Raw genomic sequence first — 13,950 nt, forward strand, 5'->3', positions numbered from 1 at the left:
CAGGACAGGCACAGACCCGGATGCAGCAGGAAAAGATCACACTCTCCCAACTCGAATCCTTCCTCTTCAAGGCCGCGGACATCCTGCGCGGCAAGATGGACGCCTCCGAGTACAAGGAATTCATCTTCGGCATGTTGTTCCTGAAACGCCTGTCCGACGAGTTCGACCTCAAGCGTGCACAGTTGCGCAAGCGCCTCGCCCACCTGGACGACGACCTCGCCTTCGACCTCCTGGAGGACCGGACCGCCTACGGCGAAACCTTCTTCGTCCCGCCGCGCGCCCGCTGGAACGCGTCCTGGATCGATGAAAAGGGCCAGGAGATCCCGCCGCTCAAGCATCTCAAGCACGACATCGGCGCCATGCTCAACAAGGCCCTGTGGGCCATCGAGGAGTCCAACGACGTGCTGGCCGGGGTGCTCAAGGGCAACATCGACTTCAACGCCACCCGCGGCAAGACCAAGATCCCGGACCAGAAGTGGAAGGACCTGCTCGACCACTTCAACGACCCCCGCTTCATCCTGGTCAATGACCGCTTCGAGTTCCCGGACCTGCTCGGCGCCGCCTACGAATATCTGATCAAATACTTCGCCGACAGCGCCGGCAAGAAGGGCGGCGAGTTCTATACCCCGGCCGAGGTGGTGCGCCTGCTGGTGCAGCTCGTCAAGCCCCAGGCCGGCCAGGAGGTCTATGACCCCACGGTGGGCTCTGGCGGCTTCCTCATCCAGACCCACCAGTATGTCGAGGAGCAGGGCCAGGACAAGGACGACCTGAACCTCTTCGGCCAGGACTCCAACGGCACTGTCTGGTCCATCTGCAATATCAACCTCATCCTGCACAACATCACCCGCTTCACCGTGGAGAACGGCGACACCCTGGAGAACCCCCAGATCCTGAAAGCAGGGCGCATCCGCACCTTCGACCGGGTGCTGGCCAATCCGCCCTTCTCCCAGAACTACAGCCGCGCCGGTCTGGTCCACGACTACCGCTTCTGGGAGTACTGCCCGGAGGCCGGCAAGAAGGCGGACCTGATGTTCGTCCAGCACATGATCGCCAGCCTCAAGCCCAACGGACGCATGGCCACCATCATGCCCCACGGGGTGCTCTTTCGCGGCGGCAAGGAACGGCTGATCCGCGAACACCTGATCGAGAAGGACCTGATCGAGGCCATCGTCAGCCTCCCCCCGGCACTCTTCTACGGTACCGGCATCCCCGCCTGCGTACTCGTGGTGCGCAAGGACAAGCCGGATCACAGGCGCGGCAAGGTCCTCTTCATCAATGCCGACCGCGAATATGCCGAGGGCAAGAACCAGAACCGGCTGAGGCCCGAGGACATCGAGAAGATCGACCACTGCTTCACCCAGGCCCGCGAACTGCCCAAATACAGCCGCCTGGTGGACCAGGCCGAGATCCGCGACCGGCACGACTACAACCTCAACATCCGCCGCTATGTCGACAACAGCCCGGAACCCGAGCCCGAAGACCTGCGCGCCCATCTGTTGGGCGGCGTGCCGGCGGCCGAGGTTGAGGCCCACCGCGCCGACTTTGCTCAGTTCCGCATCGACCCACTCAACGGCAAGAGCCCGCTCTTCCGCTCCCTGGCCGATGAGGGCCGTCCGGGCTATCTCGCCTTCCGCGCCGGGATCGACGCCAAGCCCGCCATCAAGGGCTGGTTGGAGTCCGATTCCAACCTGCTTGAGACCCTCGCTAACCACGACGTGGCCCTGGCCGACTGGTGGTCAGAGGCGCGCGACGACTTCGCCCAACTGGAGTTCGCCCGGACCGGGGGGGCCAAGAAGCTGCCGGAGGTCCGCGCCGAACTGCTCGCGAGCCTCAAGGCACGACTGATCCCGCTCGCCGTACTCGACGAATTCCAGTCGGCCGGGGTCTTCGTCAACTGGTGGCGAACCATCCGCTACGATCTGAAAACCATCGTCACCAGCGGCTGGTTCCATGGCCTGATCCCGGACGCCTATCTGATCGCCGCCTTCTTCCAGCCGGAGGCCGACGCCATCGAATTGCTGGAGGCCAAGGTCGCCGAGGACCAGGGCGCCCTGGCCGAGGCCGTTGAGACCGCCCAGGAGGTCGCAGGCTTTGAGCCGGAGGAGGACGAGAAGGTCACCGCGACGCTGATCAAGAAGGCGCTCAAGGACCTGATCGACGACCTCAAGGGCAGCGCCGGGGCCGGGGCCGCGAAGGAGCGCAAAGGGCTCATCGACGCGCGCGATGCCATCACGGCCGTCGAGGTCCGCATCAAGGCGAATAAAGAGCGGCTGCGGGAACTGCAATTCGAGTTGGATCTGAAGCTCACACTCAAGCGCGTCGGCGCCGAGGACGAGCAGGCCGAGTCAAAGGAGTTGATCCGCAGCATCGACGAACAGATCGCCGGGCTGGATGCGAAGGATCCCGAGGACAAGAAGCGCATCGCCGCGCTCACCAGGGACAAGGCCGCTTTAGCGCGTCGGTGTGCACGCGCCGATTCATTGCTGGCCGAGATCGGCGGTCAACTCACCGAGCAGGAGGCCAAGGACTTGATCCTCAAGAAGATCTATGACCTGGTGGCCAATGAACAGACCCGCTATCTCAACGCTGCTCGGCGGCGGCTGATCGCCGTCTGCGAGAACCTGTGGGACAAGTATGCGGTGTCGAGTCGGGACTTGGAGGCGGAGCGGGCAGACACTTTGCGGGAGTTGGATGGGCTGCTTGATGGGTTGGGGTACTTGGAGTAAGAACGATGGATGACTTCGACGTTCGATCCATAGGTAGCCTCTTCGAGTACACTATCCCCGGTGAGTGGGGTGGTGATGCCACTCCTGAGTCTGGGGTGCCCGTGTTACGCGCCACAAATTTTACAGACAGCGGTGCTATCGATTATACAGATATCGTGTACCGCGAAATCCCTCCCTCACGCCTTTTGTCTAGGCGAGTGACCAAAGGAACCATCCTGATTGAGAAGTCCGGAGGAGGACCGTCTAAGCCAGCCGGGAGAGTGGTCTTTTGTGATTCGCATTTCTCAGGATGTGCTTCAAATTTTGTAGAGATCGCGAAGGTCAAGAAAGGCTTTGATGCGAATTTCGTTTTCTATCTTTTGTATTATCTTTATCAGATCGGCTTAGTTGTCAAATATCAACAGCAAACGACGGGTATAATCAACTTCAAACTAGATCAATACAAGGATGAAAAGGTTTCTATACCCCGGAGCACTGCCGAGCAAACTGAAATTGCCGCGATTCTTACAACCATCGACAAAGCCATTTCACAAACCGAGGCCATCATCGCCAAGCAGCAGCGCATCAAGACCGGCCTGCTGCAGGACCTGCTCACCCGCGGCATCGACGAGCACGGCAACATTCGCTCGGAGGCAACCCACGCCTTCAAAGACTCTCCGCTGGGGCGGATTCCGGCAGAATGGGAGTTAAAGTCACTCAGCGACGCGTTCGCGATGCCGCCGCGAAACGGCATCTATAAACCGGCTCAACAAATTGGGGAAGGCTCCCTTCTTATCGGACAAAATGCTTTTACCAGGGACGGGACTTTAGACTACGCGCTCGCGCGTCGTGCTTTTGTCAATGCGGCTGAGCTGGAAACCTTTGGGTTACAAGAAGGTGATCTATTGGTCTCAAGAGTATTTGCTACAGCGGACGGAGTCGGAAAACCCGTCGCCGTTTCCGATCTTCCGGAACCGGCGGTCTACGAGTCGAACATGTTGCGGCTGCGCTTCAATACTGATTGCGTGCATCCTGGTTTTGTGTTCCATTGGCTGTTGTCTCATCAGATGCGATTGGCGATTACATCGTCTGTTAATGCATCGAACCAAGTGAGCATCAACCAAAAGACTCTCAATACACTACCCATTGTTATCCCAAAAAAATGCGAGCAAGAGCGGATTCTTGGCGTCATTGTCACAGCGACGGAGGCACAGCTTGACCTGAAGCGGTCGTTGGTGAAACTTCGGCGCAACAAATCCGCCCTCATGCAAGACCTCCTAACCGGCAAGGTCCGCGTCACGCCACTGCTGGAGGCCGGAGCCTGACCCATGTCCGCGGTGCCCTGTATCGATCCCCTCGAGATCCTCGGCCGCTTGTATTGGGCAGAGGGCGACGACCTGGAATTGAAATCGGCCCGGGGCGGGTTTTCTCGTTCCCACGCTCCTGCGTGGGAATGCCGCGCGGGCGCTCCGCGTCCGGTCTCGGCAATGGACGCGGAGCGCCCGCACTTGCTCCCACGCTGGAGCGTGGGAGCCAGAGGGAGACTCTTCTTCTCGCTGCTGGGGGTGGAAGACGATCGCCGCGTCAGCGGGATAGCGGACCCGCTTCTCGTTCCCACGCTCCAGCGTGGGAATGCCGTCCGGCCGCTCCAGCGGCCCGAGGTGCGACGCGACGCCGGAGCGTCGGGACTTGCTCTCACGCTGGAGCGTGGGAGCCAGATCGAACGGGGACTCCGAACATATCAGGTGGGACTCCATACATATCGATGCCGACTCCGTACATATCGGGGGAGGGCTCCGTACCTATGGACGCGGACTCCGTACATATTCCTCTCGTTCCCATGCGGAAGCAGGGGAACGCCGTCCGGCCGCGGAAGCCTCCCGCGGCGCGAACCGAGCTTGTGGGCTTAAGTGCATGTCACTGAATCTGAATCCAGAGAAGGCACTGATATTCCGAATCATTCACGCACAGAATGTGCCGTGGGTCATGGATCATGGCCTGCATTGCCGAAATTCCGCAATCCAAGATTCCAACTTCCGCACGATCGGGAACCCCGACCTCATTGATAAGCGGCATCAACGCATAGTCCCCGTACCCCCGGGCGGGACCTTGAGCGATTATGTACCCTTTTACTTTACCCCGTCATCACCCATGTTGTACAATCTGACGACGGGCTTTGGTGGCATCACTCAATGCCCGAATGAAGACATCGTGGTCCTGGTGTCGAGCCTTCCGCGACTGAGACAGTTGCGCCAATGCTTCGTCTTCACTGATCGCCATGCCTATGCGCAGGCGGCTCAATATTTCTGCGATCCGGCGGATTTGAAGAACATCGATTGGGCGATACTTCGGAATCGCGATTTCAAGCGCGACCCGGATGACCCGGGTAAATTCGAGCGTTATCAGGCGGAGGCGCTGGTTCATCGTCAGGTGTCTTTCGCCGCACTGCTGGGCATTGTCTGCTATACTGATGGAGTCAAGTTGGCACTTAAAGAACAGGCGATGTCGCGAGGCATCGAGATCAAGGTGCTTTGTGAACCGGGCTGGTATTTCCGTGATCCACTACACTAAAGGCAATCTGTTGGACGCCGATGTCGAGGCGGTCGTCAATACGGTCAATACCGTGGGCGTGATGGGTAAAGGCATCGCGCTCATGTTCAAAGAGCGGTTTCCTCAGAATTTTTCGGCCTATGCGGCGGTCTGTAAGGACAAGAAATTGGCGCCTGGGGGGATCTTTGTTACCGAGCGCACCGATCTGCTGGGGCCTCGCTGGGTGATCAATTTCGCCACCAAGGGGCATTGGCGTCACCCCAGCAAGATGGAATGGATCGATACGGGTCTTGCAGATCTGCGTCGCTTCATTCGGGAACACGGGGTGAAATCCATCGCCGTGCCGCCCCTGGGTGCCGGTAACGGCAAGCTCGATTGGTCCGAGGTCAAGCCGCGTATCGAGGCGGCGCTGGGCGACTTGACAGAGGTTGATGTCATCGTCTATGAACCTACCAGCCAATACCAGAATGTAGCCAAACGTAGCGGCGTAGAGAAGCTCACGCCGGCACGCGCCTTGATTGCGGAGCTGGTGCGGCGCTATTGGATACTGGGGATCGAATGCTCGCTGCTCGAGATACAGAAGCTGGCGTGGTTCCTGGAGCGCAATATCGAGATCTATGCGCTCGACGATCCGCTGGACCTTCGCTTTGAAGCCAATAAATACGGTCCCTATGCCCGCCGACTACATCACCTGATCAACGGTCTGGACGGAAGCTACCTGCACTGCCATAAGCGCCTGGCGGACGCCGGCTCCTTGGATGTCATCTGGTTCGAGGACAGCAAGAAGGAATATATCAAGGTCTACCTCGACGGTCCTGAGGCAAAGCCCTACCGCGCTGCCTTCCACGAAACCACCGCGTTGATCGACGGGTTCGAGACCCCTTTGGGGTTAGAGCTTCTGGCGACAACGGATTGGCTGATCGATCGGGAAGGCTGCCCGGCGACGGTTGAGGGCATATTGGACGGATTGAAACACTGGCCGGGCGGCGGCCCTGAGGCTGGTCCACGCAAGCTGAAGTTGTTCGACGAACGTCTCATCCGGCTGGCCCTAGAGCGTCGGTCCCAATGGGACCAGGGCAAGTTCCAAACAGTGCGCTGAACGAGAGCTATCATGGCCTTCCAGGACAAGACCCCCGCTTACCTCAAACTCGACGAGCGCAACCACGTCGAGAAACCGTTACTCGATCAACTCGCCGGGCTCGGCTGGGAGGTCATCGACCTGGGTCAGGGGCAGACCCCGGCGCAGAGCTTGCGCGGGTCCTTCGCGGAGGTGGTGCTGGAGCCCGTCTTACGTGAGCAACTGGTCCGGATCAATCCCTGGCTGGAGCCGGACCAGGTGGACGAGGTGGTGAAGCAGATCACCGGCTTCTCGGGCAAGGACCTGCTGGCGAACAACCGGCACGTCCATGACCTGCTGCTGGGCAATACCAGTGTGGCCGAGAACCGTCAGACCGGGGAGAAGAGCCCGACGGTGCACTTCATCGACTTCGATGGCCCCGACCCCAAGGTAAACAACCGCTTCATTGCGGTCTGCCAATTCAAGGTGCGTATCCTCGGCACCGAGTACCATATCGTCCCGGACATCGTGCTGTTCATCAACGGTCTGCCGGTGGTGGTGATCGAGTGCAAGTCGCCCAAGTCCAAGGAACCGATCCCGGAGGCGATCGAGCAGTTGCTCCGCTACAGCGGGCAGCGCGGCGATCAGGGCGAGGGCAGCGCGCCGCTCTTCTGGTTCAATCAATTCACGGTAGTGACCTGCCGCGATCAGGCCAAGTTCGGCACCATCACCACCCACAGTGAGAAGCACTTCTACCGCTGGGCGGACCCCTATCCGCGCACCCTGGACGACCTGGCCCACGGTGCGAGCTCGCCCAATGATCAGCAGCGCCTGGTCGCCGGCATGTTGGTTCAGCGCAACCTGCTGGACCTGATCCGGACCTTCACCCTGTTCTCCACGACCGCCGACGGCAAGACGATCAAGATCGTCGGGCGCTATCAGCAGTTCCGGGCGGTGAAGCTGGCGGTGAAGCGGCTATTGGAGGGTCATACGCCGCGTCAGCGCAGCGGGGTCATCTGGCACACCCAAGGCTCGGGCAAGTCACTGACCATGATGTTCATGGTGCGTGAGATGCACCGGCATCCCGCCCTGCAACAGTGGAAGATCGTCTTCGTCACCGACCGCACCCAACTGGAAGAACAACTCACCGCCACCAGCCAGGCGATCGGTTTCACGGTGAAGGTGGCAGACAGCATCAGCCGCCTGAAGGACCTGTTGCGCACCGACTCCTCGGACCTCGTGATGGCGATGATCCACAAGTTCCGGGATGAGGAGTTGCAGGAGACCTTCCCCGAACTGAATGCGAGCCCGCACATCCTGGTGATGACGGACGAGGCCCACCGCTCCCAATACAGCCTGCTCGGCGCCAATCTGGACCGCGCCATCCCCAATGCCGCACGGATCGGCTACACCGGCACCCCGATCGACAAGACGACCCGGGTCTTCGGCGATTATATCGACAAGTACAGCATGCGCCAGGCCATCGAGGACGGCGTGACGCTTGAGATCGTCTATGAGGGGCGCGCCGGGAACGCGCAGGTGGCTGACCAGCAGGCCATGGATCAGGCGTTCGAGGACCTGTTCAGCGATTACAACGTCGCCGAGCGACTCCAGGTCCTGGGTTATGGCTCCAAACTGGCCTATCTTGAGGCCGAGCCGATCATCGCCGCCAAGGCGGCCGATATGATCGATCATTATCTCACGCAGGTCTTCCCGAACGGCTATAAGGCCCAGGTCGTGGCGACCTCCCGCGAGGCGGCCGTGCGTTATCGGACCTGCCTGTGCGCAGCACTGGCCGCTGCCGTCGCGCGGTTGGAGCAGTCCAATCCGACCAGTCTGGACCTGGAGCGGCTGCGTAAGCTCGCGGTCGGCGTGGTGATCTCCGGCGGGCAGCTCAACGACAAGAAGCCGCACCTGGAGCTCTATGCGAATCCGGCCGAGCACAAACGGCTGATCGCGAGCTTCAAGCTGCCATTTGATGCGGTAGTCGCCGGGCAGTCTGGCGGCAAAGGCGGTCGGATCAATGGTGACGTGGGCATTCTGGTAGTGAACCACATGCTCTTGACCGGGTTCGATGCGCCCATCGAGCAGGTCCTGTATCTGGATCAGGTGATCCGTGCGCACAACCTGTTGCAGGCTATCGCCCGGGTGAACCGGGTGGCGGGGGTCGCCAAGGGCAAGGGTTTCGTGGTGGACTATGTCGGTATCGGTCACCACCTGCAGGCGGCGATCGACAACTTTGACGAGCGGGAGCGCCGCGAGGTGCTGGAGAACCTGAGCTTCCCGGAGGACGAACTGCGTGACCTGGACGCCGCCGAGCGTGCCGTCATGGCCTGGTTCGGCAAGTTTGGATTGACCGACCTGACCGATTACGATGCCTTCAGTGACCTCTTCTATGACGAGGACTGCCGTTTCGAGTATCTGCTGCGCTTCCGCGAGCTGACCCGCTGCCTGAACCTGGTCTTTCCGGCGCGCCATGTGCTTGCCTATATGGAACGCTATAAATCGCTTGCCGAGATCAACGTGCTGGCCGCCAAACATCTGCGCGATGAACGCCTGAGCATGCGCGGCATCCCGCAGAAGCTGCGCGCGATCACCGATGCGCACCTCATGGCACGGGGGATCGAGCAGAAGGTTGCACCGATCTCGATCCTCGATGAGGGTTTCGAGGCAGAGGTCGGTAAGCACAAGCGCACCAAGACCAAGGCGGCAGAGGTAGAGCACGCCATCCGCCACCATATCGAGATCACACTGAACGATGACCCCGAGCTTCAGGCATCCTTTGCCGCGGCGCTAGCGGCCATTTTTGCCGAATTCATCGACAATTGGCAAAAGATCTATGAGGCACTGGAGAAGCTGCGTCAGCGCATGCGCGCCGCGGAATGCGAGGAGACCTATGGCCTCAACAAGAAGAAACAGATGCCGTTCTTCCGCATGTTTCGCGGTGAACTCTTCGGCACGCCGGTGCCCGCGCAGATCCCGGCCGGGGTGCGCGAGGAACGCGGCGATTGGTCGGCGGTTGCCGCACTGAACGACGATCAGATTGCCGGCCTCGTGGACCTCACCCAGCAGGTCTTCAACGCGGTGGAGCGCGAGCTGAAGCTGACCGGATTCTGGGAGAGCATACCCGCACGCAATAAGCTGTGCGCCGAACTGTTGATGCTCTTTCTCGCACCGCGCTTCAAGGGCCTGCCCGGTATCGTGACACGACGCGACGCACTCATCAGTCGGGTCCTGGAGATCGCGGAACGCAACCACGACGCGATTCTCTACGCGGCTTGAAATGGACCTGACCTATCGCACCCTCTTCTCGAAGCGCAAGACGCTCAGTATTTCCGTCGAGCGGGATTGCTCCGTGGTTGTTCATGCACCCGATGGTACCGACCCGGAGCGCATCAGGCGTGCCGTCGAGTCCAAGCGGCTGTGGCTCTATGAGAAGACACGTCACCCGCAGAAGACCCAGACGCGGACCCACCCACCGGGGACTGAACTGGTGTCGGGCGAATCGCTCTTGTATCTGGGGCGGCATTACCTGATCGAGATCGTCGAGCGGGAGGGTTTCGCCATCGAGTTTCGCAATCGCTTCATCATCCCCAGGGCGCGCGCCGCCGGTCGTACCGAGGTCTTTCGGGAGTGGCTCCAGGCGCGCGCCCGGGGGCTCATACTCCCACGGGTGCGCAAACAGGCGCAGGCACTGGGCGTTGCGTATGAAGAGGCCAAGATCACCGACGGACATTACCGCTGGGGCTCCTGTACCCCGGGCGGCAATCTCAATTTCAACTGGCGGCTGATCAAGGCGCCGCTCTTCGTGATCGACTACGTGATCGCCCATGAACTGGCCCACCTGATCGAGCCCAACCATACCCCGCGATTCTGGAGTATCGTGCGGATCGCGGTGGTACAGATGGACAAGGCGAAGGGGTGGCTCAAGGAAAACGGGCAATTGCTCGAACAGGATCTATGACAATGAAGCGTCGATTTCTGCTTGCACTGCGGGCGCGAGTCGCTATGCGAACCACGGGGAGCGGGTGGTCGCTGGACAGCGGCGCAAGCAGGCCGCCAGCGACACGGGTGCAGTGTTCCCGGGGCCAAGCCACGTAAATGCTTGCCTGTGGGCAGGCAGTGGACGCTACTCGCGGGTCTCCATCTTGCGCTGGGCCTCCATCAGTGTCCGTTCGTCCTCCGGCGTCAGCTTGGGCTGGTCGATGCGCAGCGTGAGCCGCTCCAGGGTACCGCTGAAGCGGAACGGCACCTGATAGTCCCCGTCGTCGACCCCGGTGCCGGTGTCGGCGCCGACATCGAGATTCTCATCCCACTGCATCGTTAGCGGCAGGGTTTTATCCATCCTCTGGACGGCCAGCTCGCGGCCGTCCACCTTGAGCACGCCGGTGCCGCCGCGCCCGATCCCGCTGACGCTATTGAAGGCGAGGGTCGCCTGCCCCAGACCGTCATATTGGAAATCGAATTCGAGTATGTGTCTGCCGGGCGCGAGCGGCTCGCCGCCCTCCCAGCGCACCCGCTTCATGTCGACCAGGTTCCACAGGAAAACCGGGCGGCCCTTGAGCAGATAGAAGCCGAAGCCGCCGAAGCGCCCGCCCTGGGTGATGAGCATGCCCTCGGCCCCGCCTTGCGGGACCTCGATCTCGGCCTTGAGGTTGTAAGACGCATTGAGTATCCCAGGCGCGGCACCCATCGGCGTTCCGGTGAGTTCGCCGGTCCAGGTGAAGGTGTCGCGGCCGGCGGTGGGGCTGGGCCGCAGGGTGCCGCCCCGGGTGAGGAAGCTCGAGTCCAGCGGGAGCACCTGGTGCCGTTGCGCCTCCTCCCAGAACATGCCCTGTAACTCCTTGAGCTTGTCGCGATGCCGGTCGGCGACATTCTCGGATTGGGTCCAGTCATGGCGCAGGTCGTAGAGTTCCCAGGGGAAAGCCAAGGGGTCTCTGGCGGGCGACAGCAGGTCCCAGGGCGGACGCACGACCGCCGTGCCGGCCATCCAGCCGTCATGGTAGAGGGCGCGGTCGCCCATCATCTCGAAATACTGGGTCTGGTGCGGGGACGGCGCCGCGGCATTGCGCGCGTCGAAGCCATACCTCATGCTGACCCCCTCGATCGGGCTCTGTTTGATGCCGTCGACCACCTCGGGCGCGCGGACCCCGGCCGTTTCCAGGATCGTCGGCGTCACATCGATCACATGGTGGAACTGGCCGCGAATACTGCCATGGTCCTTGATCACGGCCGGCCAGGAGATCGCCATACCCTGCCGGGTGCCGCCGAAGTGCGACGCGATCTGCTTGGTCCAGGAGAAGGGCGTACTGAAGGCCCAGGCCCAGGGGGCGGCCATGTGTGGATAGGTCTTGTCGGACCCCCATAGGTCATAGAAGCGCGCGAGTTGGACCCCGACCGGGATCTCGACACCATTGAAGGTCGCGACCTCGTTCGGGGTGCCGACCATGGTCCCCTCGGCGCTGCTGCCGTTGTCGCCGCTGATGTAGATGATCAGGGTATTGTCGAGCCGGCCCAAGTCATCGACCGCCTGGATCACGCGGCCGATCTCGTGGTCCGCATACATCAAATAGGCGGCATAGACCTCGGCCTGACGGATGAAGAGCCGCTGCTCGTCGGCCGAGAGCGCCTCCCAGTCCTTCAACAGGTCCTTGGGCCAAGGGGTGAGTCTCGCGTTCTGCGGGATGACGCCTAGCCGCTGTTGGTTTGCGAAGATCTGCTCGCGCAGCCTGTTCCAGCCTTGGTCGAAGAGCTTGAGCTGCGTCGCCTTCGTGATCCATTCCGGCGTGGCATGATGCGGTGCGTGCGCCGCGCCGGGGACATAGTAGACGAAGAACGGCTGGTCCGGCGCCAGGTTGTCGACGCGCTTCATATAGGTGATCGCCTCGTCGGCCATTGCGGTGATCAGGTTGAAGCCGGGACTGTCCTGGGGATGATGCTGTCATAGCCGGGATAGCCCGTCGCCTGTTCCGTAATCACGCCGGTGCCGACCGAGTGGTGATTGCGCCCGGTGAGCAGCGCGGCACGCGTCGGCGAGCACAGTGCAGTGGAGTGAAAGTTGGTGTAGCGCAGGCCGTTGGCGGCGATACGCTCGAGTGCGGGGGTGGGGATGACGCCGCCGAAGGTGGACGGGGCACCGAAGCCGACATCATCGGTCATGATCAGGAGCACATTGGGCGCGCCCTTGGGCGGGACTATACGCGCCGGCCAGTAGGGCTCGGACTGCAAGGCGTTGCGCTCGATGCGGCCGTGAAACGCCGGCGGCGGCGGGAGTTGGCGACCGTCGATGGTCGTCGTGGCGGCCGACGAGCCTGGCGGTGCCGCGGCGGGCCCCGCGGCGGCGCGGCTGCCGCCGCTCGGGGCAGTGCCGAGGATGACCAAGGCAAGGGCCATGGCGATGTGCGGTAAGGACCGCGGCGGTCTTGGCAGGTGCATATCGACCTCGATGGATTCGGTTGATCGCTCACTGGGTGCCCCGCGACCGGCGCTGACAGTGGCCGGATTCGCTCTACGCGATTCTAGCAGTTGCCCGTGATTTTGCTATGATTCCAAGCAGGTAAGCCGCCGGGCCGCCGCAGCCCTTGGAACCGATGGCGATGGCGATGGCGCGGCACTGGTTGTCGCGGACCTGTGACAGCCCCGTCAGAACGAGCACCCGCGTCGGCGGATTCTTGCCCAATCCTTAGCGCCCTGATAGGCTTGATCCTCGTCGGCAATCTAGTCCAGGATTGAAGGGAAAGAACGAAAACAAGGGCAGCACAGTAATGGTCCGTCACATCCTCTGCGGCACCTTCGTCAACGAAAGCGAGCGCCTCGCCTGCGCGCGGCTGTTCGCCAAGCTCCAGGCCGCCCCCGGCGACTGGATCATCCTTTCCAACCTCAATCACGCCCAGCACCCCAGCGTCCGCTCCGACGAGATCGACGCCGTCGTCATCGGCCCGCCTGGCGTCTTCGTCCTGGACTCGTTCCAGGAGGCCGAGGGCTATCCCGGCGAGTTGGTCTTCTATTCCCTGGTCGACCCGGCCGCACCGACCCTGTCCGAGCGGCGCAAGGATAGCGGTTGCGACCTGCCCGCCCGGCTCGCCTATGCCCAGGCCGCCTCCCTACTCACCCTGTTCGAGCCCGGCGAGCAGCTGGCCGACCAGGTCCGCGGAATCCTGGAACTGGGCTGCGCCCCCAATCCGAGCGACCGCCCGCCCCTCGACGACCTGGCCCAGGCCCTCGCCGACCTGGCCCCGGCCGAGGCCCCGGCCGCTCCGCCCAGCCTCCCGCCCGCCGATTACTGGGACGAGGACACGGTGGTCGACTTCCAGCAGTCCCGCTACAAGATCGTCGGCCGGTTGCTGGGCAAGGGCGGCATCGGTCTGACCTTCAAGGTAGTCGAACTCGATGCCCATTCCGATGAGAAGTTCGGCACCTATGTCGCCAAGCTGGTACGCGATGCCGCCGACGGCGAGGCCGCGATCCTCGCCTACAAGCCCAAGAATCTGATCGTCCAGGGCGGGACACTCGTCCTCACCGACTACGACACCGTAGCCCTTGCCGGCGAGGCGGCCCGCGGCGGGACCTTCCCCTATACCAGCCGACTCGGCCCAAGAGCCCCGCGAGTTGGACACCTTGAGATGCGTCGCTGCTGAG

General features: G+C 62.0%; 9 protein-coding genes. 7 read left to right on the forward strand and 2 right to left on the reverse strand.

Annotated features, from left to right (window positions below; all coding sequences use genetic code 11):
• Positions 1-20 precede the first annotated feature (20 nt).
• The 6 genes from THSYN_RS09845 (at position 21) to THSYN_RS09870 (ending at position 10,276) form a co-directional block, all read left to right on the forward strand.
• Entirely contained in the window at positions 21-2,726 is a 2,706-nt protein-coding gene (locus THSYN_RS09845; protein ID WP_100918984.1) for a type I restriction-modification system subunit M, read from the forward strand.
• Between the two features lie 5 nt (positions 2,727-2,731).
• Complete coding sequence (locus tag THSYN_RS09850) at positions 2,732-4,030, forward strand: restriction endonuclease subunit S (protein WP_100918985.1); 1,299 nt, start codon at positions 2,732-2,734, stop codon at positions 4,028-4,030.
• A 589-nt stretch (positions 4,031-4,619) separates the two neighbouring features.
• Positions 4,620-5,276, forward strand: a complete 657-nt coding sequence (gene darT / locus THSYN_RS09855; protein ID WP_100918986.1) for a type II toxin-antitoxin system toxin DNA ADP-ribosyl transferase DarT — start codon at positions 4,620-4,622, stop codon at positions 5,274-5,276.
• Positions 5,260-6,354: a type II toxin-antitoxin system antitoxin DNA ADP-ribosyl glycohydrolase DarG gene (gene darG, locus THSYN_RS09860; protein WP_100918987.1), complete on the forward strand. Its 1,095-nt coding sequence runs from the start codon at positions 5,260-5,262 to the stop codon at positions 6,352-6,354. Before darT ends, darG begins: the two co-directional genes overlap by 17 nt.
• 12 nt (positions 6,355-6,366) lie before the next feature.
• Positions 6,367-9,594, forward strand: a complete 3,228-nt coding sequence (locus THSYN_RS09865; protein WP_100918988.1) for a type I restriction endonuclease subunit R — start codon at positions 6,367-6,369, stop codon at positions 9,592-9,594.
• A gap of 1 nt (position 9,595) precedes the next feature.
• A complete protein-coding gene (locus THSYN_RS09870; RefSeq protein WP_100918989.1) occupies positions 9,596-10,276 on the forward strand; it encodes a M48 family metallopeptidase in 681 nt (226 codons plus the stop codon).
• Positions 10,277-10,441: 165 nt separating this feature from the next.
• Here the strand turns inward: THSYN_RS09870 and THSYN_RS09875 are convergent, their stop codons facing one another.
• Together THSYN_RS09875 and THSYN_RS35790 are read right to left on the reverse strand one after the other, a co-directional pair.
• Complete coding sequence (locus THSYN_RS09875) at positions 10,442-12,208, reverse strand: sulfatase-like hydrolase/transferase (protein ID WP_236848845.1); 1,767 nt, start codon at positions 12,206-12,208, stop codon at positions 10,442-10,444.
• An 8-nt stretch (positions 12,209-12,216) separates the two neighbouring features.
• The gene (locus THSYN_RS35790; RefSeq protein WP_236848846.1) at positions 12,217-12,747 is read right to left on the reverse strand and encodes a sulfatase-like hydrolase/transferase; all 531 of its coding nucleotides are present in this window, start codon (positions 12,745-12,747) and stop codon (positions 12,217-12,219) included.
• 329 nt (positions 12,748-13,076) lie between these two features.
• Here THSYN_RS35790 and THSYN_RS09880 point away from each other — a divergent pair, with 329 nt between their 5' ends.
• Entirely contained in the window at positions 13,077-13,949 is an 873-nt protein-coding gene (locus THSYN_RS09880; RefSeq protein WP_100918990.1) for a nuclease-related domain-containing protein, read from the forward strand.
• The last annotated feature ends 1 nt before the right edge of the window (position 13,950 follow it).

Source organism: Candidatus Thiodictyon syntrophicum (genome assembly GCF_002813775.1).
Taxonomy (GTDB): domain Bacteria; phylum Pseudomonadota; class Gammaproteobacteria; order Chromatiales; family Chromatiaceae; genus Thiodictyon; species Thiodictyon syntrophicum.